18 protein-coding genes are annotated in these 23,130 nt (G+C 53.2%); 10 read left to right on the top strand and 8 right to left on the bottom strand.

Annotated elements, in window-relative coordinates; all coding sequences use genetic code 11:
• Nucleotides 1-88 precede the first annotated feature (88 nt).
• The gene (locus ACYVI1_RS10140) at nucleotides 89-1,432 is read left to right on the top strand and encodes a Gfo/Idh/MocA family protein (RefSeq protein ID WP_460909486.1); all 1,344 of its coding nucleotides are present in this window, start codon (nucleotides 89-91) and stop codon (nucleotides 1,430-1,432) included.
• Nucleotides 1,433-1,496: 64 nt separating this feature from the next.
• On the opposite strand, the gene ACYVI1_RS10135 is transcribed toward ACYVI1_RS10140, so the two are convergent.
• The 3 genes from ACYVI1_RS10135 to ACYVI1_RS10125 form a co-directional block, all read right to left on the bottom strand.
• On the bottom strand, nucleotides 1,497-1,682 hold the full coding sequence (locus tag ACYVI1_RS10135; protein ID WP_460909484.1) for a CsbD family protein: 186 nt from the start codon (nucleotides 1,680-1,682) through the stop codon (nucleotides 1,497-1,499).
• Between the two features lie 59 nt (nucleotides 1,683-1,741).
• Nucleotides 1,742-2,896: a flavin-containing monooxygenase gene (locus ACYVI1_RS10130; protein ID WP_460909482.1), complete on the bottom strand. Its 1,155-nt coding sequence runs from the start codon at nucleotides 2,894-2,896 to the stop codon at nucleotides 1,742-1,744.
• A 98-nt stretch (nucleotides 2,897-2,994) separates the two neighbouring features.
• The gene (locus ACYVI1_RS10125) at nucleotides 2,995-3,444 is read right to left on the bottom strand and encodes a DUF2147 domain-containing protein (RefSeq protein WP_460909480.1); all 450 of its coding nucleotides are present in this window, start codon (nucleotides 3,442-3,444) and stop codon (nucleotides 2,995-2,997) included.
• Nucleotides 3,445-3,614: 170 nt separating this feature from the next.
• Between ACYVI1_RS10125 and ACYVI1_RS10120 the strand changes: the two genes are divergently transcribed.
• The 4 genes from ACYVI1_RS10120 to ACYVI1_RS10105 all read left to right on the top strand — a co-directional run bounded on the left by ACYVI1_RS10120 (nucleotide 3,615) and on the right by ACYVI1_RS10105 (nucleotide 8,454).
• The gene (locus tag ACYVI1_RS10120; protein ID WP_460909478.1) at nucleotides 3,615-4,133 is read left to right on the top strand and encodes an acyl-CoA thioesterase; all 519 of its coding nucleotides are present in this window, start codon (nucleotides 3,615-3,617) and stop codon (nucleotides 4,131-4,133) included.
• Nucleotides 4,134-4,235: 102 nt separating this feature from the next.
• Nucleotides 4,236-5,510, top strand: coding sequence for a dicarboxylate/amino acid:cation symporter (locus ACYVI1_RS10115; RefSeq protein WP_460909476.1), 1,275 nt, complete (start codon nucleotides 4,236-4,238; stop codon nucleotides 5,508-5,510).
• A gap of 140 nt (nucleotides 5,511-5,650) precedes the next feature.
• Nucleotides 5,651-6,154, top strand: coding sequence for a hypothetical protein (locus ACYVI1_RS10110; protein WP_460909474.1), 504 nt, complete (start codon nucleotides 5,651-5,653; stop codon nucleotides 6,152-6,154).
• 242 nt (nucleotides 6,155-6,396) lie between these two features.
• Nucleotides 6,397-8,454: a M3 family metallopeptidase gene (locus tag ACYVI1_RS10105; protein ID WP_460909505.1), complete on the top strand. Its 2,058-nt coding sequence runs from the start codon at nucleotides 6,397-6,399 to the stop codon at nucleotides 8,452-8,454.
• A gap of 340 nt (nucleotides 8,455-8,794) precedes the next feature.
• Here ACYVI1_RS10105 and ACYVI1_RS10100 read toward each other — a convergent pair whose 3' ends face one another.
• Nucleotides 8,795-9,325, bottom strand: a complete 531-nt coding sequence (locus tag ACYVI1_RS10100; RefSeq protein WP_460909472.1) for a GNAT family N-acetyltransferase — start codon at nucleotides 9,323-9,325, stop codon at nucleotides 8,795-8,797.
• A 90-nt stretch (nucleotides 9,326-9,415) separates the two neighbouring features.
• Between ACYVI1_RS10100 and ACYVI1_RS10095 the strand changes: the two genes are divergently transcribed.
• The gene (locus ACYVI1_RS10095) at nucleotides 9,416-9,667 is read left to right on the top strand and encodes a type II toxin-antitoxin system HicA family toxin (protein ID WP_460909470.1); all 252 of its coding nucleotides are present in this window, start codon (nucleotides 9,416-9,418) and stop codon (nucleotides 9,665-9,667) included.
• A 4-nt stretch (nucleotides 9,668-9,671) separates the two neighbouring features.
• Entirely contained in the window at nucleotides 9,672-10,007 is a 336-nt protein-coding gene (locus tag ACYVI1_RS10090) for a type II toxin-antitoxin system HicB family antitoxin (RefSeq protein WP_460909468.1), read from the top strand.
• Between the two features lie 37 nt (nucleotides 10,008-10,044).
• Here the strand turns inward: ACYVI1_RS10090 and ACYVI1_RS10085 are convergent, their stop codons facing one another.
• A complete protein-coding gene (locus ACYVI1_RS10085) occupies nucleotides 10,045-12,717 on the bottom strand; it encodes an MGH1-like glycoside hydrolase domain-containing protein (RefSeq protein WP_460909466.1) in 2,673 nt (890 codons plus the stop codon).
• 360 nt (nucleotides 12,718-13,077) lie between these two features.
• Between ACYVI1_RS10085 and ACYVI1_RS10080 the strand changes: the two genes are divergently transcribed.
• A complete protein-coding gene (locus ACYVI1_RS10080; protein WP_460909463.1) occupies nucleotides 13,078-13,293 on the top strand; it encodes a VF530 family protein in 216 nt (71 codons plus the stop codon).
• A gap of 122 nt (nucleotides 13,294-13,415) precedes the next feature.
• Here ACYVI1_RS10080 and ACYVI1_RS10075 read toward each other — a convergent pair whose 3' ends face one another.
• Nucleotides 13,416-14,600, bottom strand: coding sequence for a serine hydrolase domain-containing protein (locus ACYVI1_RS10075; protein ID WP_460909462.1), 1,185 nt, complete (start codon nucleotides 14,598-14,600; stop codon nucleotides 13,416-13,418).
• A 208-nt stretch (nucleotides 14,601-14,808) separates the two neighbouring features.
• Here ACYVI1_RS10075 and ACYVI1_RS10070 point away from each other — a divergent pair, with 208 nt between their 5' ends.
• Both ACYVI1_RS10070 and ACYVI1_RS10065 read left to right on the top strand, forming a co-directional pair.
• On the top strand, nucleotides 14,809-15,681 hold the full coding sequence (locus ACYVI1_RS10070; RefSeq protein ID WP_460909460.1) for a PGAP1-like alpha/beta domain-containing protein: 873 nt from the start codon (nucleotides 14,809-14,811) through the stop codon (nucleotides 15,679-15,681).
• Between the two features lie 6 nt (nucleotides 15,682-15,687).
• On the top strand, nucleotides 15,688-19,998 hold the full coding sequence (locus ACYVI1_RS10065; RefSeq protein ID WP_460909457.1) for a hypothetical protein: 4,311 nt from the start codon (nucleotides 15,688-15,690) through the stop codon (nucleotides 19,996-19,998).
• Between the two features lie 4 nt (nucleotides 19,999-20,002).
• Here the strand turns inward: ACYVI1_RS10065 and ACYVI1_RS10060 are convergent, their stop codons facing one another.
• Both ACYVI1_RS10060 and ACYVI1_RS10055 read right to left on the bottom strand, forming a co-directional pair.
• On the bottom strand, nucleotides 20,003-21,244 hold the full coding sequence (locus ACYVI1_RS10060) for a TlpA family protein disulfide reductase (RefSeq protein WP_460909455.1): 1,242 nt from the start codon (nucleotides 21,242-21,244) through the stop codon (nucleotides 20,003-20,005).
• A 376-nt stretch (nucleotides 21,245-21,620) separates the two neighbouring features.
• Nucleotides 21,621-23,123, bottom strand: a complete 1,503-nt coding sequence (locus tag ACYVI1_RS10055) for a M28 family peptidase (RefSeq protein ID WP_460909453.1) — start codon at nucleotides 23,121-23,123, stop codon at nucleotides 21,621-21,623.
• Between the last annotated feature and the right edge of the window lie 7 nt (nucleotides 23,124-23,130).

Raw genomic sequence — 23,130 nt, 5'->3', positions numbered from 1 at the left:
TGGCTGACACACATCGTAACTTAGAACGTTGAACCGCCCCGGCGGGCCGGCTGAAACCTGAAACTACGATTCAAAAACTACTTAAATCATGGAAAATTCACGCAGAGAATTTATTAAAAAAGCGGCATTAGGCACAGCAGGCATCACAATTGGCGGGCTGGCGCCGGGTATGTCGGCGAAGAGTTACGCCAAAATTATTGGCGCCAATGAGCGGCTGAACGTCGCCATTGCCGGACTGGGTCGGCGGCTGGAAGCGTATTACGAACCGATTGGGAGCAAAGACAGCAATGTCGAACTGGTATATCTGTGCGATGTAATGAAAAAACAGCGGGAATCGGCGGTGCAGAAATTTTCTAAACACATCACCTACACGCCAAAGCTGGAAAACGACATCCGCAAAGTCATCGCCGACAAAAATGTGGACGTGCTCATCAACGCCACCCCCGACCACTGGCACGCGCCCGGCACCTGGTTAGCCGTGCAGGGGGGCAAACACGTGTACGTCGAAAAGCCATGCAGCCACAACCCCCGCGAAGGTGAAATTCTGGTTGAACTTCAGAAAAAGTCCGGCAAAATTATTCAGATGGGCAACCAGCAACGCTCGTCGGTTGAGTCCATCGACATTATCAATCAGATTCATAACGGGGTCATCGGAAAGGCGTTCAAGGCCGTTGCCTTCTACGCCAACGGGCGGGGAGAAGTACCACATCAGAAAAAAGCCCCCGTACCCGACGGACTGGACTGGGAGTTGTTTCAGGGGCCGGCTCCGCGCCGGGAATACACATCCGAAACCTGGGATTATAACTGGCACTGGTATGGCTGGACGTATGGCACCGGCGAATCGGGCAACAACGCGACCCACGAACTCGATATGGCCCGCTGGGCCTTGCAGGCTGAGTTTCCAGAGTACGTCTCCGTTGAGGCTGCCAAGCGCTATTTTGTGGAAGATGGCTGGGAGATATACGATACAATGGACGCCACGTTCCGGTTTCCGGGCGATAAAATCATCAAGTGGGATGGTCGAAGCCGGAACGCCCAAAAAACCTATGGCAGCGACCGGGGTACGTTTATTTACGGAACCAATGGCACGGTGTATGTGGACCGGGGCGGCTACACGCTATTCGACCGCGCGGGGAAAGTCATTAAAGACAGCAAGTCGAAGGGGTCCGAAGCGGGTACAGCCTTAGGCGGTGGTGGCGACATGACAACCCGGCATGTGATGAACTTTTTCGAGGCTGTTCGGGGGAAAGCCAAACAGGCATCGACCATCGACGATGGCGCCAAAAGTACGCTGCTCTGTCATCTGGCAAACATTGCTTATCGTACCAATAAAGCCTTCGCCGTTGACCCGAAAAATGGCCACATCAAGGATGCCGAAGCCATGAAATTCTGGAGTCGGCAATACGAAAAAGGCTGGGAACCACCGATGTGAGGAATGTCACATAAAAAAAAGCCGGGGCCACAGGCCCCGGCTTTCGATTAAATTGCCATTTCGTTTATAAATCGGCAATTGTTTTGTTGATTTCGTCTTTCGTTTTGCCAGTCTTCTGCTGGACTTTGCCCCACATTTCATCTTCTTTCCCTTCTTCGTAGGTTAGATCGTCGTCGGTCAAATCACCATACGCTTGTTTGATTTTGCCTTTCAGTTCGTTCCAGCCGCCTTTTATGGTTGTCTCGTTCATGGTCGTAGTGGTTATAACGTTGACTAATCCTCGTAATCACCCTGATTACCTAAATAGAACTATACCGGGACGGAATTGTTTTCGGTGATGTGCCGGGCAATGCGCTCCGAATCAATGGTCAGGTTGTAGAGCACCCCCGTCAGGGGCGTCGTAAAACCCAGGAAATACAATCCCTGCACCCCTGGCGCATCGAACCAAAGAACTTTTGGGAATCCCCGTTCATTCAGAACGTTACTTGACAATGTTTCGCCCAAAACCGACGGTAGTCCCGGTCGGTAACCTGTGGCCAGAATGATGGCATCGAAGGGCAATTCACGACCATCTGTAAAGCTGACGGTCCTGGAATTAATCTGCCCGATACCCGGCAAAACGGTAATAGTTCCGGCTTTGATCTGGTCGAGGGTGCCGATGTCGATGACGGGGATTTTGCCCAGTCGGGTTTCATACGACGGCGGGTGAGCCGGTTTGCCCAATCCATATGCTGATACATCGCCCACGTTTAGCTTCTGCGACAACCCAGCCATGAAATCGTAAAACCAGTTTGGAAACCTACTCAGGAAAATGGCCGTTGGCTGGGCAGGCCGACCAAATACCTCCCGCCGGATGATGTTGACCGGTCCCCGCACCGAAATAAAAGGGTTTGCACCATGTTCCAGTAAATCCAGGGCGAGTTCGGCGCCGGTATTGCCCATCCCCACCACCAGCACATTCTCATCGCGGAAGGGCGCGCCGTTGCGGTATTCGTGGCTATGCCAGACAATACCCCGAAAGTTGCGCTGACCGGGCAGTTCCGGTATGTTTGGTATCCGGTTGTACCCCGTTGCCACAACCACTCGCTCAGCCGTAAAGATGTCCGTTTGGGTTTGAACCTCCCACGACTCATCCGACCCGCCTGTCGTGCGGTTTCGGCGAATGCCAACCACCTTCTGATTAAAGCGGGGCTTTATGCTAAACTGGTCGGCATAGCGTTCGAGGTACTCAACAAACTGCAAACGGGAAACATACGTCGGATAATCGGCGGGGTAGGGCAGGTGAGGCAGGGCCGAGTACTGTTTGACCGTGTGCAGGTGGAGCCGGTCGTAGTGGTTGCGCCAGGCAACGCCCAGGTGTTCACTGGCTTCCAGGATCGTGAAGGGCTGGTTTCGGTGGGCGAGCTGCCCCGCCATGGCCAGCCCCGCCGGACCCGCCCCAATGATTAACGTTTGATGTTTCAAGTTCCAGCTTCAGTGTTTAAGGTTTCAAGTTAAGTCATTAACCCGGAAATTGAACTGCACCAATGGCTTTTGAAACGTTAAACCTGGAACGTTAAACCTCATTTTATTCTCGTCCAGGTTTGGGTTTTCCCTAAAAGAGAAATACCTACATACCCACGCACCAGCAGGGTATTCGGATCTTTGAGGGTCATTTTGCAATTGTATTCCTTGCCGTCTTCGGGGTTATAAATTTTGCCATCACTCCAGACATTATCCCCGTCGTATTTGAAATTGTACATCAGCGGCATATTCATCAACGGGCGCGACCGCTTAGCCTGATCCGTATTATGTTCGTCTGTTCGGGGTTTGCCGGTAGCGGGGTCGGTGGGCTGCCCTAACCAGACCAGCTTGCCGAAGTAGGTACCACCCTGTTTATAAATCTGAACGTGGCCTTTTTTCGTGCCATTGAGCCACGTGCCCACCACCCCATCCGAATCATCGTTCGGGGCAAAGGCCGTCAGCGAAAACAGGAGGGCAACAACGGGCAGCAGATAACGCAGTGTTTTCATGATGAGTACGAATAGGAATAAATCAATGTTTTTTTGTCTAAACGTAAATATGGCAGAAAAATTCTGAACCGGGATTTACCGGATTTAATAGATTTATAGGATTTTGCTTCGGCAGACGACGTAACGAAATCCTGTAAATCATTTTAATCCGGTAAATCCCGGTTCAGACAATGTTCAAACGCGACCCCAACCGCAGCTACCCGACCGAAACCGAATCGCGGGTTATTATCCGTTTTCAGGACTGTGACCCCCTGCAGCACCTCAACAACGCCAAGTATTTCGATTATTATTTCAACGCCCGCGAAGACCAGGTGGCCAAACTCTACGATTTCAGCCCCGGCCAGTTGTTTCGGGAGTTGAAAACAAGCTGGGTGGTCTACCAGCACCAGATTGCCTACATCCGGCCCGCCCAGGTCAGCGAATGGGTGCGGATTATTTCCCGGTTGATTTATGTGAACGAGGATACCACCGTTACGGAGTACATCATGACCGACGATGGCAAGACGCATCTCAAAAATGTGCTGTGGGTTACCTCCAAGTACATCAGCGTAGCCACTGGCAAACGCATACCGCATGACGAACTGGTTATGGGGTATCTGCAGGCTACCTTAGTGCCAAACATCGATTTCCTGAGCCTGAATTTCAACGACCATATCCGCCAGATTAAGCAGCATATTGTTTCCAACTAAAGAGCGAGAGAGTGAAAGAGTGAAAAACTGCCGTATAGTTTTCACTCCACTCCAGCGACCCGCTTTCGCTCTTTCACTCATTCGCTCTTTCACTCTTTCACTATGAAACTCCTCAATAACCTCACCGTTCGGGTGCTGATTGCCATTACGTTGGGCATTCTGACGGGCTACTTTTTCCCGGAAACAGCCGCCAGACTCAAACCCCTCGGCGACCTCTTCATTAACCTGATTAAGATGGTCATTGCGCCCATTATTTTTCTCACCATCGTGCTGGGAATCAGCAACATGGGCGACCTGAAAAAAGTGGGCCGGGTAGGGGGAAAAGCCCTGCTTTATTTTGAGATTGTCACAACGGGCGCCCTGGCCATTGGGCTGGTCCTGGCAAACCTCATCCGCCCCGGCGAGGGCGTACAGGCGGCTGCCGTATCGGGAAAAGGCGACATCAGCAAGTATACAGAGCAGGGGGCAGGCATGGATTGGGGCGAATTTTTTATGCACATCGTGCCCAGCAATGCCATTAAAGCCTTTGCCGACGGCGACATTTTGCAGGTGCTGGTTTTTTCGATTCTCTTTGGGGTTGGCCTGGCCCGCATGGGTGACACGGGCAAACCACTCATTCAAACCTTCGAGCGCTTATCGAGGGTGTTTTTCAATATACTGAACGTGGTCATGGTGCTGGCTCCGCTGGGGGCGTTTGGCGGTATGGCCTTCACGATTGGAAAATATGGATTAAGTACGTTGTTGCCACTGGCAAAACTGATGGGTACGGTCTATGCCAGCATGTTTCTGTTCGTGTTTGTGGTGTTGAACCTGATTCTTCGCTACTACAAAATCAGCCTGTGGGCAGTGCTGAAATTTATCAAAGAAGAGCTGCTGATTGTGCTCGGCACGTCCTCGTCGGAGTCGGCCCTGCCCCAAATCATGGATAAACTCGAAACGATGGGCTGCTCGCGGTCGGTGGTGGGGCTGGTTGTTCCGGCGGGCTATTCGTTTAACCTCGATGGCACCACCATTTATTTAGTCATGGCCACCGTTTTTCTGGCGCAGGTCTTCGGCGTTGACCTCTCGCTGGGACAGGAGTTGACGATTATCGGTATTCTGATGGTGACCTCAAAAGGCGCGGCTGGCGTTACGGGCAGTGGCTTCATCGTGCTGGCCAGTACGCTGACGGCCATTCAGGTCATCCCGGTGGAGGGGCTGGCGTTACTGCTCGGTGTTGACCGGTTCATGTCCGAAGCCCGCTCCATCACGAATATTATTGGCAATACGGTTGCCACAATTTTCATCGCCAATAACGAAGGCGAATTCGACCGGGCGAAGTATGATCGCGTGGTGCAAAAACAGGATAGTAAGGAGTTGGCTGAGTATAAGTATTAGTTAAAAAAATGTAACACAGACCGCGACGGCGGACCGGTCTGTGTTACAGCTTACTTAGTAGCTTTATTCTGGGAATAAATTAAACCATTTCATGGCAGCCTGTTCAAAGGTGCGAATACAACCTGAAACAGTACACGACCATGAAAAAATCCCTCTTGACAACCGCCATGCTGGTTGTTCTGCTCTCGACCGGCGCCCTCGCGCAACGCTATAATTACCCCGACAACAACTATCCGCAACGCCCCGACTACAATCAGAACCAGCGGTCCGGCCAGCCGGGCTACGGCCAGCCGAACTACAACTACGATTACGACGACAACCGGTTTGATCGCCATCTCGACTGGTGGGATCGTGAACTGAATTTATCCCGTCGGCAGGAGCGCGAGATTCGACGGATTCGCGACCGATTCAACCAGCAAACGCAAACTATAAACCCCCGCGACCCCCGTCAGCGCGATTTCCTGCGGCAGGCCCGTCAGCGTCAATTTTTTGATATGATGGCGGTGCTTCGCCCCGATCAGCGGGACCGCGTCATCGACCGGATGCGCCCCTACGACCGGACTGCCGGGCGCGGACGGGGTTATGACAATGGGCGTGGTTATGACAACGGACGGGGGAATGATCGGAACCCGTATGGCTATTGAGTGAAGAAGGGAGTGGTGAAAAAGCCGGTCAGCTTGATCGGCTTTTTTTGTTGTTGGCGTTGGGAAACCGATTCTACGAATCACCTCATAGAACCGCCTGTGCAACATAGGGTTGCCAGGTTGGTCTTTGTTTCGTATTTTTCAGGAAACTCATTTCTTCAATCTGTATGTTTACACATCAACGAATCAAGCAAACCGGTGTGCTGCTGGCCATTGTCGCAACGACTGCCCTGGCCCAGCCCATGCCGAATCAGCCTAAAATGAATCAGAATCCCTTCTTAGCGCCCTACACGACACCCCACCAAACGGCCCCATTCGACAAAATCAGCCCGGCCGATTACCTGCCTGCCCTCAGCGAGGGACTGGCGCAGGGTCGTAAGGATGTGGCGGCTATCGTTGCCAATCCGGCTAAACCGACGTTCGAAAATACCATTGTTGCCCTCGAACAGGCGGGCGATTTGCTGGGTAAAGTCGCGTCGGTGCTGTTTAATTTGAACAGTGCCGAAACAACGCCCGACCTGCAGAAAATCGTGAAAGAAGCGTCGCCGATGCTGAGCGAATACGGCAACGACATCACGCTGAACGAGAAACTGTTCGCCCGCATTAGGGCCGTCTACGAACAGCGGGCCAGTCTGAAACTCGATACGGAAAGCGCGATGCTGCTCGAAAAAGCGTACAAACGCTTTGCCCGCAATGGCGCCAATCTGGATGCAAACGGCAAGGAGCGGCTGCGGGCCATCGACAAAGAACTCGCGCAACTGTCGCTGCAGTTTGGCGAGAACGTACTCAACGAAACCAACGAGTACACCATGGCGGTTACGGACGAGAAAGACCTCGCCGGTTTGCCGGACTACGTTCGCGAAGCGGCCAAAGCCGTCGCTAAACAGAAGGGTAAAGAAGGCTGGATATTCACCCTGCAGGCGCCAAGCTACGGCCCGTTCATGCAATATGCTGATAACCGGGAGCTACGCAAAAAACTGTACATGGCCTTCAATGGTCGTAGTTTCCACGGCGACAAGAACGATAACTCGGCCATTATCGACAAGATCGTACACCTGCGTTACGAGCGGTCTACTCTGCTGGGCTACAAGACCCACGCCGATTTTGTGCTCGAAGAAAGCATGGCTGGCTCGAAAGATAAGGTGGAGAGTTTCCTGAACGAACTCGTGACCTACGCCCGCCCGGCCGCCGAACGCCAGTTGGCCGAATTGACGACCTATGCCAAAGCCCACGGTTTTACGGACGATAAACTTCAGGTCTGGGACAACAGCTATTATGCCGAAAAACTGAAGAAAGAGAAATATGACCTCGACGACGAAACGCTGAAGCCCTATTTCAAACTCGACAATGTGCTGAATGGGGCCTTCACGGTGGCCAACAAACTCTATGGGGTCACCTTCAAAGAGCGTAAAGACATCCCGGTTTATAATGCCGAAGTGAAAACCTTCGACGTGTTTGATAAGGATGGCAAGTTCTTAGCCGTGTTCTATGGTGATTATTTCCCCCGTCCGGGCAAGCGCAGTGGCGCCTGGATGAACGACGTGCAGGGTCAGAAAATCGAGAATGGCCAGAATATTCGCCCGCACATCATCAACGTCTGCAACTTCACCCGCCCCACCGACACCAAGCCGTCGCTGCTGACATTCAACGAAGTGACGACGTTGTTCCACGAGTTCGGGCACGGCCTGCACGGGATGCTGGCCAACGGCAAGTACGAAAGCCTGAGCGGCACGAGCGTTCCCCGCGATTTTGTTGAACTGCCGTCGCAGGTGATGGAAAACTGGTGCTACGACCCCGAAGCGCTCAAACTCTTCGCGAAGCACTACCAGACGGGTGAGGTAATTCCGAACGAACTGATTGAGAAAATCCGCGCCAGCCAGAACTTTATGGCGGGCATGGCCAACCTGCGGCAGTTGCGCTTAGGGCTGGTGGATATGTATTATCACGGTCAGAAACCAACCGGTGAAACCATCACACAGGTTGAAAATCGGGTGGATTCGGTTGCCAACCTGTTCCCGCGTGTGCAAGGGGTGGCCATTAGCCCAGCTTTCTCGCACATCTTTGCGGGGGGCTACTCGGCGGGGTACTACAGCTACAAATGGAGCGAAGTGCTGGATGCCGATGCGTTCGAGTTTTTCAAGGAAAAAGGGGGGCTGGAAAACAAAGCAGCCGCCGACAGTTTCCGCAAGAACGTGCTTGAAAAGGGCGGCAGCGAGAAACCCATGGAACTCTACAAGAAATTCCGGGGCCGCGAACCCTCCCCCAAGGCGATGCTGCGACGAAGCGGATTGATCTTGTAAAAACGACAGGGGCGGCCAATCATTGGCCGCCCCTGTCGTTTTTACAAGATCAATCCGCTTTAGTTATTGCTGTAGAATCATGACGCTCAACTTTACGCAAATGTTGAACCGAACCTATTCATTTGCCATCACAGCAGTTTCGTGTTAAACAGGGCATTCTTATAAAAATATTATAACCTCTCGTAGAGATGGGCCACCAGTGCGGTGGCATCTTTATCGGAAATCGGTAGTTAAGCTGCCTTTTAGAACCCCGTAGGGGTTTGCTCTTTATGTTACTCTTACGGGGTTCTGGTGGTCCTTTACCGACTTCTACAAAGAGTTCATACCTACTGCATTTTTATCAGAAAGCCCTGTTTCGCCGAATCTGCCACTGCCAGATCAGCCCGTCGTCGGGGTCGTCGAACTCACCCGTAAAGGTCATCCCGCATTTTTTTAGTACCCGAACGGAGGCATTTTCTTCGGCCAGCGTATGTGCCTGCACGAGGCTGATTTCAGGATGGGCAAACGCCTGTTCGATAAGCGCCTGAGCGGTTTCGGTGGCCAGTCCCTGATTCTGGAAATCCTCGTAGATGGAGTAGCCAATCTCCACCATGCCCTGTTTGTCGGGTGGGCCTTTGTAGCCGCCAACGCCCGCAAGCGCCTGTTGCTCAGGTGATATGAACAGATAAAGCCACCAGTCCAGGTCTTGCGGATTCGCCTTTAGTTTATCGTAGACGTACTGAAACGGCTCTAAGCCAAAAATGCTGAATTCATGGGGCACGCTGAGGTTCAGGTGCCTGCTCAGTTCGGGCATTCCGGCAAAAATGGCTTCGTAGGTGGGCAGATCGACCGGAGTTAGGGTTAGGCGGGGCGTCGTGATGGTGGGCAACATAAAAACTGCAAATGATCTTTTTTTCAGAAAGATACTAATTGACCATCTATACTTTTTATATTGCAACTGAAAAATAGTTGCATTTTTTGCATGAGTAAAAAAGAGAAACTAATTGAGCGTTTTCAGACGGGACCTGCGGATTTTACCTGGAATGAGTTAGTCCGTTTACTTACTTATTTTGGGTACGAAGAAATAAGTAAAGGGAAAACAGCGGGCAGTAGGCGGGCATTCGTTAACCCGGAAACCAAACAGATTATTCGTTTACATAAACCTCATCCGGGTACTATTTTGAAACAGTATCAGGTGAAAGAAATTCAGGACATACTCAACTTTAACCAGTAATCACATGGAAAATGTACTTCGTTATAAAGATTTTGTCGGGACTGTTCAATACAACGCCAACGATAAAGTTTTCTATGGAAAACTGGCGTTTATAACCGATTTAGTGACGTTTGAAGGAACCAGCGTCAGTGAACTCGAAACTGCCTTTTTGGAAGCTGTCGAAGATTATTTAGAGTTATGCCAGTCGATTGGAAAAAAACCGGAAAAGAGTTTTGCCGGTTCGTTTAATATTCGCATGAAACCCGAATTGCATCGCCGGGTGGCAATTGCCTCGTTAGAAAAGGGGATTTCTCTTAATCAATTGGTTGTGGAGGCTGTAAGCAAATATGTAGGGCAATGACAAGCAAAAAGCCGGGTTTACGGCCCGGCTTTTGTCTCTACTTTCCAACCTCAAGCGCCACTTCCTGATTCTGATACTTATACCGATACTCGATCAAATCGGCCACTAAGCCCGTCCAGCCCGTTTGGTGGCTGGCACCCAGGCCCGCGCCGGTATCGCCGTTAAAGTATTCGTAGAAAAGGTACAGCCCCTGGAAATGCGGGTCATTCTGCATTTTTTTATCCAGCCCATAGGCCGCCACCTGCCCGTTGGCATCGCGCCGGAAGATGTTGATAAGCCGCTCCGCCACCTGAATAACGGCATCTTTCACGCTCATAATCTGGCCGGAATTGGTTGGGTACTCGACCTCAAAATCATCGCCGTAATACTGGTAAAATTTCAGCAGGGAGTCAATCAGCAGGAAATTCACCGGAAACCAGATCGGGCCCCGCCAGTTGGAGTTGCCGCCAAACATGCTCATCTCCGACTCTGCCGCGACGTAGCGCACCTGAAAAATTTCGCTGTTTAACTCAAACTGATAGGGCGTCTTTTCGTGGTATTTCGAGAGCGCGCGAATGCCATAGTCCGACAAAAACTCGGTTTCGTCGAACATCCGTTTTAGAATCATTTTCATCCGGTGCCCGCGCAGCAAACTCAGCAGGTGCGTTTCGCCTTTGCCCGGCTCGTGCCAGCGCGACACTAAGGAGGCCAGGTCGGGCCGGTTGGTCAGCACCCATTCGACCCGGCGTTTGAAATCGGGTAGTTTAGAGAGCAGGGCTTCGTCTAAAATCTCGACGGCAAAGAGCGGAATGAGGCCCACCATCGACCGGATTTTAAGCAGCCGGGCGTTGTTGTCGGGCATGTGCAGCACATCGTAATAAAACTGGTCGACTTCATCCCACAGGCTGATGTTCTGCTTGCCAAGATTGTTCATCGCCGACGCGATGTGCAGAAAGTGCTCGAAAAATTTGCTGGCCATATCCTGATAACTCGGTCTGGTCAGCGAAATTTCACAGGCAATCCGGAGCATGTTGAGCGTGTACATGGCCATCCAGCCTGTTCCGTCGGCCTGCTCAATTCGCCCGCCCATAGGCAACGGCTGGCTTCGGTCAAAAACCCCGATATTATCCAAACCGAGGAAGCCCCCGCCAAAAATATTATTGCCCGACACGTCTTTGCGGTTCACCCACCAGGTGAAGTTGAGGAGCAGCTTATGAAACACCCGTTCCAGAAAATTCACGTCGCCAACGCCGTTCAGGTCGCGGTCAATTTCATACACTTTCCAGGTTGCCCAGGCATGAACGGGCGGGTTCACATCGCCAAAATTCCATTCATAAGCCGGAATCTGCCCGTTGGGGTGCATGTAGTACTCGCGCAGAATAACGGCCAGTTGTCGCTTGGCAAAGTGCGGGTCGAGCCGGGCCAGGGTTAGCGTGTGGAAAGCCAGATCCCAGGCCGCAAACCAGGGGTATTCCCACTTGTCGGGCATGGAGAGAATATTGGCTGTGTACATATGCCGCCAGCCTTCATTCCGGGCATAAACGCGCCCCTGAAACGGCACCGGCATTTTCGGGTCGCCCTTGAGCCACTCGTTCACGTTGTAATAATAAAACTGCTTGTTCCAGAGCATGCCAGCATAGGCCTGCCGCTGAATGGCCCGTAGTTCGGGGTCAGTTACGTTCTTCTGTAAATCGGCGAAAAACAGGTCGGCATCATCGACCCGCTGATTCCAGATGTCGTTGAAGTCAGCAAAGGGCTGAGCCAGAGTTGTCTGATCGCTGAACCGCAGCCGGATGCTGACACGTTCGCCAGCCGGAACCTGCCGGGTGTACTGCGCCGACGCTTTGGTGCCAATCTGATTGGGGTTGATGAAGCCTTTTTTACCCCCCGACGTGATAAAGTTATTGATGCCGTCTTTCAGGTATTTCGATGCGTTGGGCCGGCCATACAGCCGCTCCGTGTTCGTATCGTTATCGCAGAACAGCAGCGCATCCGCATCCTCGCAGTAGAGCTTGTACTTGCCTAACTGCTTATGGTTCACCTCAATCTGATTGTTGGCAATGCCGTTCATCATGGGGCGGGAATTGTATTTCTCGTAGCCCCACGACCACGTATTCCGAAACCAGATGGTGGGCAGCAAGGTCAGGGGAGCCGGTTTCGACGACCGGTTGTGGGCCGTAACGGTAACTAACCAGTCGTTCTGACCGGCTTTTGCGTATTCGATGAAAATGTCGAAATAGTCGTCTTTATCGAAGATGCCCGTGTCGGTCAGTTCAAACTCCGGCTCCTGCCGGCCCCGGCGCATGCTTTCGATAACCAGCCGGTTGTAGGGAAATTCCTGCTGCGGGTATTTATACAGCATTTTCATGTAGGAGTGCGTTGGCGTGCTGTCTACGTAATAATACAGTTCCTTCACATCCTCACCATGATTACCCTCTGGCCCCGACAGCCCGAACAGCCGTTCTTTCAGGATATTGTCTTTATGATTCCAGAACGCCAGTGCGAAACAAATGTGTCCTTTGTTATCGGCGATGCCACCAATGCCCTCCTCACCCCAGCGGTAGGCCCGCGAACGGGCCATGTCGTGGGTAACGAAATTCCAGGCATCACCATAAGGACTATAATCCTCACGAACCGTGCCCCAGGCACGTTCGGAAAGGTAGGGGCCCCATTTTTTCCAGCCTTTGTTATCGGCTCGTTCGTAAATTCGTTCGCGTTCAGCAGCAGGCATATTTATTCGTCAAAAGTTCACCCTGGCGGTGGGCATCTATAAGTTACTCAGTAGGTACAGAAGTCAAAGATAGTATGCGTGCCGAGTATTTAATCGGAAAATTTCATTCGCACTTTTCAACTTTTTAATACAATTGTTTTGCCAATTAGCAGCGGAGCAGGGAATTGTTTCGTCAAATCCTGATATATAACTAAATTGGGGAATTTGGTATCATTAGCGAACTGTTTTTTCACAATCGTTTAGACGCGGGTCACAGCAACTTTGTCACATGGATAAGCCAGGAGTTCCTGCTTCTGACAGCCCATCTACTGAAGGCAGGCGGTGGTTGTGCAGGTCATTAATTTAACCGTTGTTTGCATCATGAACCTGCAACCCAATAACCCCCTGCATGGCAAAACGCTGGAAGCCATCCTCACCGAATTGGTTGACCACTATGGCTGGGAGCGACTGGGGCAAAAAATCAGAATTAACTGTTTTGTCAGTAATCCGAGCATCAAATCGAGTTTGACGTTTCTCCGCAAAACCGATTGGGCCAGAAAACAGGTTGAAGACCTTTATTTGCAGATGCGTTCGTAGTGAATCTGCCGTAATTGAGATTCTATGGATCCTATTGGCGTAACAAACTGCAATATAGTAGCTATAGAATCAACCGCACGGGCGGCCCCGAGAATCCATAGAGCCTGCCATTGCCTGACAGCCTACTTCTTCACCGCTGCCAGCACGCGCTTAATCAATTCATTTGGGTTGCCGTTGTGCCAGCGCCAGACGATAACCAGGTCGTGCTCCGGGTCAACCCAGATGGTGTTCGACCCGGCACCGATGGCCGCAAAACTCGTAGTCGGTGCATCGGGCCAGGGCTTTTTACCCGATTGACTCGTGCCTGTATTCAGCCACCATAAATAGCCATAGTCCGGCCCGACCGGACTGGGTGTTGTGGCTTTTTTTACCCAATCCGACGAAACGATTTGCCCGTTTCCCCACCGTCCCTGACGCAGAAACAGATACCCAAACCGGGCTTCGTCGCGCGTGTTTATCCACAGCCCGCCACCCCAGCGCGTACCCCCGCTGACTGAGGGCAGTTGCCTGCCAGCTACTTCGGCAACGGCAGTCGGATAGGGAACGTACTGCCACGTATCCGATGCGCCGATTGGGTTCAGAATTTCGTCGCGCACGACATCAGGCAGGGGTTTCTTCCACAAACGCAGCAGTGAAAGAGCCATTCGGTTGACCCGCACATCATTATACTCGTAGTAGGCACCAGGTTTCTTAAGCGGACGCAGTTTCCGTTCGCCCCGCCCGAAGGCCTCTTTACCCACAAAATCACTGTTTTTGCCCCATAATGTTCCTTCCCACTCGCTGGTTTGCTGGAGGTGATGCTCCCACGTAACGGCCTGGTTCTGATCAGACTCGTACCCGCCGTCCTGAATGAGTTTGGCCACTGGATCGTGTATGTCTGGAATCATCCCCCGCTCGACGGTGATGCCTGCCACGGTCGATAACACACTTTTAGCGACGCTGTAGGTAGGATCGGGGCGCTGGGTGTCGCCCCACTCGGCCACGATGTAGCCGTGGCGCAGGATAATGCCATTGGTAGCCGCCCGACTGGTGGGCATTGGGCCGAGGAGTTTACCAAATATTTCCTCCTGGGTCGAAAAATCGGGGGGCATCTGAGTTGTTTCCTGAGTTTTGGCAAAAGCCACGGCCTGCTCCAGCAAAGCCGCATCCATGCCCGCTTTTTCTGGAATTAGGCGTGCCCAATTGTCGCCTTTAGGTGGGAAGTATAGGGCAGATTGGGAGGCTGGCCGGTGGCAGGCGGTGGTCAGGCCAACCAGTAACAGGCAGGTGAAGTAGGCCAGACGGCGCGGGTAAGAAGGCAGCATCATGAACGTGGGAGTAAAACACAGGTGGAAAATCGTGCCGTTAGTAGAAAGGCCAGTCAATAAATATAGGAGAAAATCACCCTGATAGCCTGGCAAATGTACCGAATACTAAAGAATGGTCAGGTAAGTCGTTGATTTCGATTACTTTTAGAAAGACACATTCAGGTTTGTAAATACCCGGTAAGGAAGTCAACCCCCTCTTTTTTAAACAATGGCAAAGATTGTAGCAATTCATGGGATTGGTCAGCAATATGTAGGTGGCCATACGCTGCATAGTAGCTGGTATCCAGCACTTTGCGACGGCTTACGGGCGGCCGGAAAACCCGAAGTTCCGGCGGAGGACCTGGAACTGGTGTTTTATGGGGATTTGTTCCGCCCGGCAGGTACGAAAGCCGGCATTCCATTGATTCAGCCCGACGAACTGACCGAAGAGGAAGCGGCTTTGCTGATGGTTTGGTGGCAGGAAGCCGCCCGCCTGTCAGAACTGGCCCGACAGGGGCAGTCCGACGAGTCGACCGGTATCCAGCCGCCGGAGTTTGTTGGGAAAGCGTCCGTATCGCCAACGGTGCAGCGTGCCCTGCTGCAATTGTCGAAATCACGATTTTTTGCCGCCTTCGGGGGCGAACGGCTCCTTGTTTTTGGGTTGCGTCAGGTGCGTAAATTTCTGCACGATGCGGTCATTAAAGCGCAGATTCTGGAGCGGGTTGCCAACACCATTAAACCCGACACCCGTGTGCTGGTCGGTCATTCGCTGGGCGCGATTGTGGGGTATGAAGCCCTGTGCGCCAATCCTGGCTGGCCGGTCGAAACACTGGTTACGCTGGGTTCGCCCTTAGGTATTCCCAATCTGGTTTTCGACGTACTTACGCCCAAACCGAATAACGGTCGGGGTGTTTGGCCAGCCCACGTCCGGCAATGGGTTAATATTGCCGATAGTGGCGATATTGTGGCGCTGAATAAACAAATAGCCCCTCTTTTTGGCAACGTTACGGATGTATTGACCGATAACGGCTGGCAGTCGCACGATGCAATTCATTACCTGACCAGCCGGGAGGCCGGGGAAGCCATTGGCAGTGCTTTATGAGCGTTTATGGCCGGGAACAAGGAATCATATTTCATAACGATTGCGTCGCCCGACTGTTCGGGCTGGCCTGTTTTTGCGCCCCTTCAGCGGGTTCGTAACGACGTTAGCCATATTGAAACGCTCTTTCTGGAGCAGGGGTATGCGATGCCCCTCAAAGAAAAAATTCCGGTTGGTGCGTCCAGCCAGACCATTAAAGACGAACTCGATCAATGGCTGAGCAGCAACCGAAAGCCAACCGACCAACTCGTTCTGTACATAACCGGCCACGGTAGTATCGACGAGGGCGGAAACCATTTTCTGGTTACGTCCGACTCGCAGGAAGGCCGCATCAGTAAGCGAATCGAGACCGGCGACCTGGCCAAATTGTTGCTCAATCGCCAAAAAAACTCGTTTCCCCAGAGTATTCTGCTGCTGCTGGATGTGTGCTATGCCGGGCAGGGCAGCGTTGATTTCTTCAGCAACCTGAAAAATAGCAACCTGGGCGAATTGAGCGATGGGTGTGGATGCCACATCATCACCTCCGTTGGGGCCGTTACCGAGGCTCTCGATGGCGTTTTTGTGGAAGCCCTGCTGGCAACCATGCAGAATGAGGCCTTCATGCCCAGAGGTGGAACCACCTACCTGTCGCCCTATGCGCTGAAAGATGCGCTGAATGACTACCTGAAAAATCAGGGCGAAAGCCAGCGGGCCGAGTATGCCGCCATCGCCAGCGGAGACCAGGAAGCGATGTTTATTCGCAATCTCAGGGCCACCCTCGACTGGGATGGGAAACTGCTGTCCGACCAGACGCACTGGCGCAGTAAAGCCTGGGGGGGCGATGACTCCTTTTCGCGTGAGTGGTTTTTTTCGGGCCGTCGGCAGGCGTTGCGCGACCTGGCCGACTGGCTCGCCCAACCGCAGTCGGACCTGAAAGCGAGGGTGGTAACGGGCGCGCCCGGATCGGGGAAGTCGGCCTTGCTGGGGCGGTTGATGCTGGCGGCTATGCCCGAAGAGGAGAGCAAAATCCCGGCCGACCTACAGGAGCCGTTCAGCTTACCGGATGGGCTGAAATTAATCGGCCTGAATGCAACCGGAGAAACGCAGGCCGGTTTAATCAAGACAATCGGTCAGCGACTTGGGGGTATGGCAGACAGCGTTGATCAGGTAATGGCTCAGTTGACCAACGAGCCTGCCCCCCTGGGAATCATTGTTGATTCGCTGGATGAAGCCATTGAGCCGGGTCGTATTGCCGATGAACTACTGTATCCGCTTGCCGGGCATCCAGCCGTCCGGCTGATTGTTGGCAGCCGGCTTTTTGGCGAACAGGTGCCCTTGACTGACCGCGCCAGAGCAATAAATTTAGATAACCCCACGTATTTTTCGGCTGCCGACATTGCCGACTACGTCGTTGCCCGGCTCACCCGCCGTATACCGCCGACGGTATATGCCCCGCCCGATCAGCATACGAACGCCCGGCGGCTGGCGGCCTACATTGCCCGCGAAGCCAACCGAAGTTTTTTGTATGCCCGCTTAGTGAGCCGGTCGTTCGAGTCGGCTGATCGCCCGGTCGATACATCGGTGGCGGGCTGGGAAAAACAAGTGATGTTGCCCGCCGACGTGCCAGCGGCATTTGGGCGCGATCTGGACCGCTTTGGTAAAGCAGATCGGCAGCGAATTATCGAAGTCTTACTCCCGCTGGCCTATGCCAACGGGAAAGGATTGCCGCAAAAAACCATCTGGTACACGATAGCCACAGCACTGGCCGGGCAGTCCTACCGGAATTATGACCTCGAAGACGTGAAAGGTCAGGTGAGTTACTTCCTGATTCAGGACACAGAAAACGGTGAAACGGTTTTTCGTCTGTTTCATAAAGCCCTGGCCGACTATCTGCGCTACCTGAGCCGTAACCAGGCTATCGGGCAGCAGTTTGCTCAGGTGCTGCGCCAGATGAGCGGCCCCGACTGGCAGAACGTCCCGCACGAACCCTACCTGCGGGCCTGGCTGCCTGCTCATGCCAGGGCAGGCGGGGAATTGGATCGCTGGATGATGGAAGTTGGTTTTCTTTTGGCTGTTTCGCCAGGCGCCCTGATGCCACATCTGCCCTGGCTGCAACAGCCAGAGAGCCGCCGGGTTGCCAATGCCTATCGGGTGGCGGTTCAGAACGGGCCGGATAATGCCGCCACGCTGTCGGTGAGTGATCTGCGCTGGCAAGCGATTCGCTACGGAGCTACCGGCCTGGCCGGGCAGTTACAGTCGTTTCAGGGACAGCAACACACCTTTGCCCGGTGGGGTATGTGGCACTTGGCATTGTCCAGCTATGCGCTGGCATCGACAACTGAACTGAGTAAATCCCTCACAACGGGTACGGATGCTGAAGGCAACCCAATAGCGGCCTGTGGGTACGTGGGAGGTCGTGTGCGGGTGTGGAACCTGAACGACGGAGCCGTCCGACTCGATTTCCTGCCTTATCTCTATAAAATTGATGATCAGGGCGTGGCTGAATACCCGGACAACATAGCCCTGTTGCCCGTAGACAGCGATGTACTCGTGGTTGTGGCCTGGAGTTTGGGAACAGTGCGGGTGCTTAGTTTAACGAGTGGGCACGAACTGGGGAAAACGGATGTCAACCAACTGGGCGGGTCGAAGGTGTTTGCCCTACAGATTGTGAACCGGGATGGGCAGAACATCGTCGTCATTACCAGCGAGAACACCGAACTTACCGGCTATTCTCTGCCTGATTTACAGCCCATTAACGCTATGTACCGTTTGGTTGGCGATAAAATGTACAGCCTGGCCGAAATGACCTACAATGGCCAGCCTGTGCTGGTCACCAGCCGGGATTCGTTTAAACGAAGCCGTGACGAATTGTGGCACATGGTCGAACTTCGTGATCTGACCGATTTGAACATCGTCTGGCAGTCGGCCGGAACCCAGCCAAGTGGATGGGTCAATACCCTGCTGATTGCCAGCGTCGATACGACCGACTGGATCGTTGCCCTGCATTATTTTTATGGTGTGTCGCTGTTCGACCCAGCCACGAACCGGCAAATGAGTCTACCCGAACGGTTTCACCTCAGTGAATTGATTGATTGGTATGTACAGGAAAATACCTTGTATCTGATTGGCCTTAATTATGGGCAATTACGCATTCTGGTCTTAACGCCTGCCCCCGGAAATACCCCTGATCCCTTCGACTTAACCCTTCACCCGAATTGTTACTCGCTGCCCAAAGAATGGGGGCGACTGGTCAACCTGCGCGACCGCCCCACGCTGGTTAGCCGCAGCGACCAGGGACTCCGTATCTGGGATTTGAACGAACTGCTTACCCCGGCAGACCCGGCGAATGAACTGCAAATTTCTCCCGAAGAAGTCAATTTTGTCAGGATGACTGTACAGTGGGACAGGATTGTTATCATAAGCGGTATTCAGCGGTTGCGGGCACTAACGGCCGATGGACGGCTTCAGTGGATAGCCCCCATCCTGTATGAAGCAGTCGCCATGCATTTCCTGAAACTAAATGGCGTTGATTTGCTGGCGGTCTGTCTGCCGAATCGAATTGTGTTTATTGCGGCTGACACGGGTCATGAAACCGGTTCGTCTATTCCAATAAATGGCAAACCGATTGACCTAACGGTGCATGTAATACAGGGGCAACCCATTGCCTTTGTGGCAATGGAATTGATACAGATCGAAGGAGGAGGGGAGCGGTTGTACGCCGTTCGGGCCTGGAATTTGCTGACTGGAAATGCGATAAATACGAAACAACTATACGATTATGGTCAACCCTGGCCTTTTCAGATGAGTGCTCTCCACAAAAGGAAATCACTGGTGGGTGTTCGGGTTCTGGAGTGGCAAGCTACCGTCCTGGTCATTCTGGCTGATCGGTACGGTGCAGTTCGAGCTATTGAATTCGTTTCATCCGAAGAGGTAGATAGCTGGGGTGTGGGTAGGGCCGCAATTCCCGTGACCGCTATGGACGTATTTGTCCTGAATGAGTATCCGGTTGTCGTGGCTGGTAATGATGAGGGTGTTCTGGTTGTGAGGAATATGGCAAGTCAGGCGTATGTGGGGCATGTTACACTAACCGGCTACGCTACGGCGCTATGCCATTACCAGACAGAAACCGAAACGGTTCTGGTGGTTGGCACCGATAAGGGAATCGTAAGTTTCTGGACACCCGACCTTGTTTGTCTGCATCAGATCGACGCCCGATACCGGATTCATGGGGTAGCCATTGTGTCGGGCAACCAACTGGCCATCGGAACAAGCCAGGGAATTATGGTTGTGGATGTCAACTGGCAGCAGATTGCCCAGGCTACTGTACCCGTTCGGGTCTGATGCGCTATTCACCAATCAGGTTAAGAATATCCTGCCAGATGGCATCGGTCGTGCTGGGGCGTTTGGCCTCTGCGTCAACGACTTTGCCCGCCTTATTAATCAACAGGTAGCGGGGAATGCTCTGAATGCCAAAATACTGAACGATTCGTGACTTCCAGCCCCCTTTCGACCAACCCTGCTCGCCCGATAGCTGAAGCGTGCCGAGGGCCTTTTTCCAGGCGTCTTCGGTGTCGTCGATGGAGAGATAGAGAAACACGACCTGATCCTGCTGTTTCTTCGTCAGGCGGTCGTGGAGTTGTCTGGAAAACGGAAACTCAGCCCGGCATGGTCCGCACCAACTGGCCCACACGTCAACGTAAATTACTTTCCCTTTAAAGTCATCGAAGGTGACGGGTTGGCCGGTTTGATTAGCAAACGAGAACGCATAGGGGTCAATGGGTTTCTTTTTATCGGCAACTGTTGCAGCGGGTTCATCTTTGCGGGCCATCACCTCCCCGCAGCGGGTTTTCACAACGGCTACATACCCCGCCGGGTCGGGTGTGGCACTCAGTAACCCGAACACGGCCCGCACCGACGAGGGTGTGGTTTTATCGCAGTTTTCGACTAATAGACGGGCCAGCGCATACTGGTAGGGCCTGCCCGTCAGGTGCTTTCGGGCAAGGGCGGCTTTGTCGGTCAGGTTCGTATGGATGTCGGTGGTGGTGTATTTGGCGAAATTTCGGGCCTGCGAGTTGATGTAGGTGAGGTAATAAAACAGAAAGTTCTGGTACGGTTCGGCGGGCAGGGCGGCTTCATCATTTACGGGGAGTGTGGCTAACTCGTCGATCATAACCGCCGGAAGCGCCATCAGGTTTTGCTGCGTCGTTTGGGCGTTTCCCCGGATGATGGGATAGGCCAGCAGCAAATGCCAGTAGTTCCAGCGAATGCAGGCCTCAACGTACTTTTTAAACCCCTCCGAAAACGGATTTTCCTGTGGATACGCTTTATAGAAGGCCGATTGCGCTTTGCGAGCGTCGAAGAGAGCCATCTCCCAGGCGTCGATGCCCGTGTTCTGAAGCCTGGCGTACTGAACAGCAGCGTCGAAATCGGTTTTAAATTTCGCCGAAAAGTCGGATAGAAACGTTTTTTCAGCAGCAGACGTGAATAAGGTTTCGGGGGTTGGTCCCGGATAAACGGATTGGGCGAATCCGAGTTGCGGCCCTATGCTTAACAAGCAGAGTAAGAGAGTAAAACGGAAAATAGGCATACGAATAGGGGCTTGAGTTAATAGTGTGTGGGTGTTTAGGTGTTTGCAAAAACCGTTCCTAATGTGTAGCTGAACTGGGAGTACAACCTTGTTACCCAGTTCACGTAGACGCTGTCTAAATTTCCGAAGTTAACTGCAAATTCTCCGTTGCGGTGTCCTCACCATAGCCGTCAGGTTAAGACACAATAGGCTGCCTCCCACGGTCTGTGTCCTCACAGACCGCTCGTGCGTCAGCCAGATTTGCCTGCCTGCTGTGCAGTCTGTGAGGACACAGACCGTGGGACAGCTATCAACTCCTTAACCTAACGGCTATGGTGAGGACACCGCAACGGGGAACGACAGGATAAAGCAAGTTTATCAAAATGTAGACAGCCACTTACCGCTCCAGCCTGAATCCTTCGTTTAGCCGCACCCGCGCCGGTCGATTGGCCACATCCCAGCCAGTGAGGTATATCCAGCGGGCAATGCGCGTCACTTTGGCAGTATTAATACGCTCAGGTTCGTCTTTCGGCGTGTGGTAATCCGGATGGAGCAGGGTTGTGAAGGCAATGGCCGGAACACCCGCACGGGCGTAGGGGAGGTGGTCAGACCGAAAGTACCAGCCTTCGGGATGGTCGGGTTTGTCCCACAGGGTGTCAAGTTTGAAATGGGCATCGGATTCGTTTACTGCCAGAGCCGCGTTGACCAAATCGGTCGAATTGCGGTGCGGGGGCTGCTGTCCCAGCACACACGCACTATCGGGGGCGTTGCGCCCAATCATTTCAGCATTCAACACCGCCACAATGGATTCGCCTGGCACCGTTGGCTGCGCCACATAATAGCGTGACCCCAGCAGTCCGCGCTCCTCGGCTCCGTGGAAAACAAACAGCGCCGACCGTTTGCCGGGCTGTTTGGCAAAGGCCCGCCCAATGGCCATGGTAGCCACACAACCGCTGGCGTTGTCGTCGGCCCCGTTCCAGATCGAATCACCGGCCACGGCCCGCCGAACGCCGTCGTGGTCCTGGTGGGTGCTGAACAAAACGTGTTCATTCCTGAGCGTCGGGTCGGTGCCGGGAACCTTCGCCACGATGTTGACCGACGGATAACTAAAACTTTCGACGTTCACGACGTTCGTAAACTGCTGGCCGGGCTGTTTGATCCACTCCAGCGCACTGGCCGGAAGCCACACGGTAGGCGCCTGCGAAAAAACGCGGGTATTGGGGCCGCCAGGCAGATCATAGCGGCCCCGCTCGAGGCCGGTTGTCCAGCGATCGAAGTAAAACTGGGCGGGGGCGTCGGAAATCCAGACGACGGCCAACGCTCCGGCTTTCACCAGGTCGGCGGCCCGGCGCGTCATGGTGCCGAACAGATATCGGCGGTAACTTAACTCGGCGGGGGCCATTCCCGAAAACTCAATGGCGACGGCTTTGCCTTTCACGTCTACGTTCGCTAACTCATCGGGGGTGCCTTTGCCCACAAAAACCAACGGCGCATCGACCGATGCAATGGCCGGGGCCAGAATAAACGCATCCTGGCCGTGTGTGAGTTGATGCGTGCCGATGTTCAGGCGGCTGGTCTCGGTGATGCGGGTCCGCTGAATGTGAAAAAACTGGAAGAATGTACCGTCATCGCCAGCGGGTTGCAGCCCCATGGCCCGCAGTTGGTCGGCAATCCAGACCGACGCTTTCAGTTCGTCGAGCGATCCGCCCTCTCGTCCACGGAAATGGTCGCCAGCCAGGGCAAACAGGTCGCGTTTAATGTCACTTTCGGTAATAACCGATACGGCATTGCCCATTTTGGCTAATTTAGCTTTCGATTGAGCATAACTACGGCTGTTGATGAATAGAAAAGTCAGCGCACAAAGGGCTGTCAGTCCGTACCAGATTCGATTGTTGTTCATAAACTAA

It is taken from the genome of Spirosoma areae (genome assembly GCF_054781775.1).
Note: the sequence above shows the minus strand (reverse complement) of the source record. Positions and strands in the feature narration are given on the sequence as shown.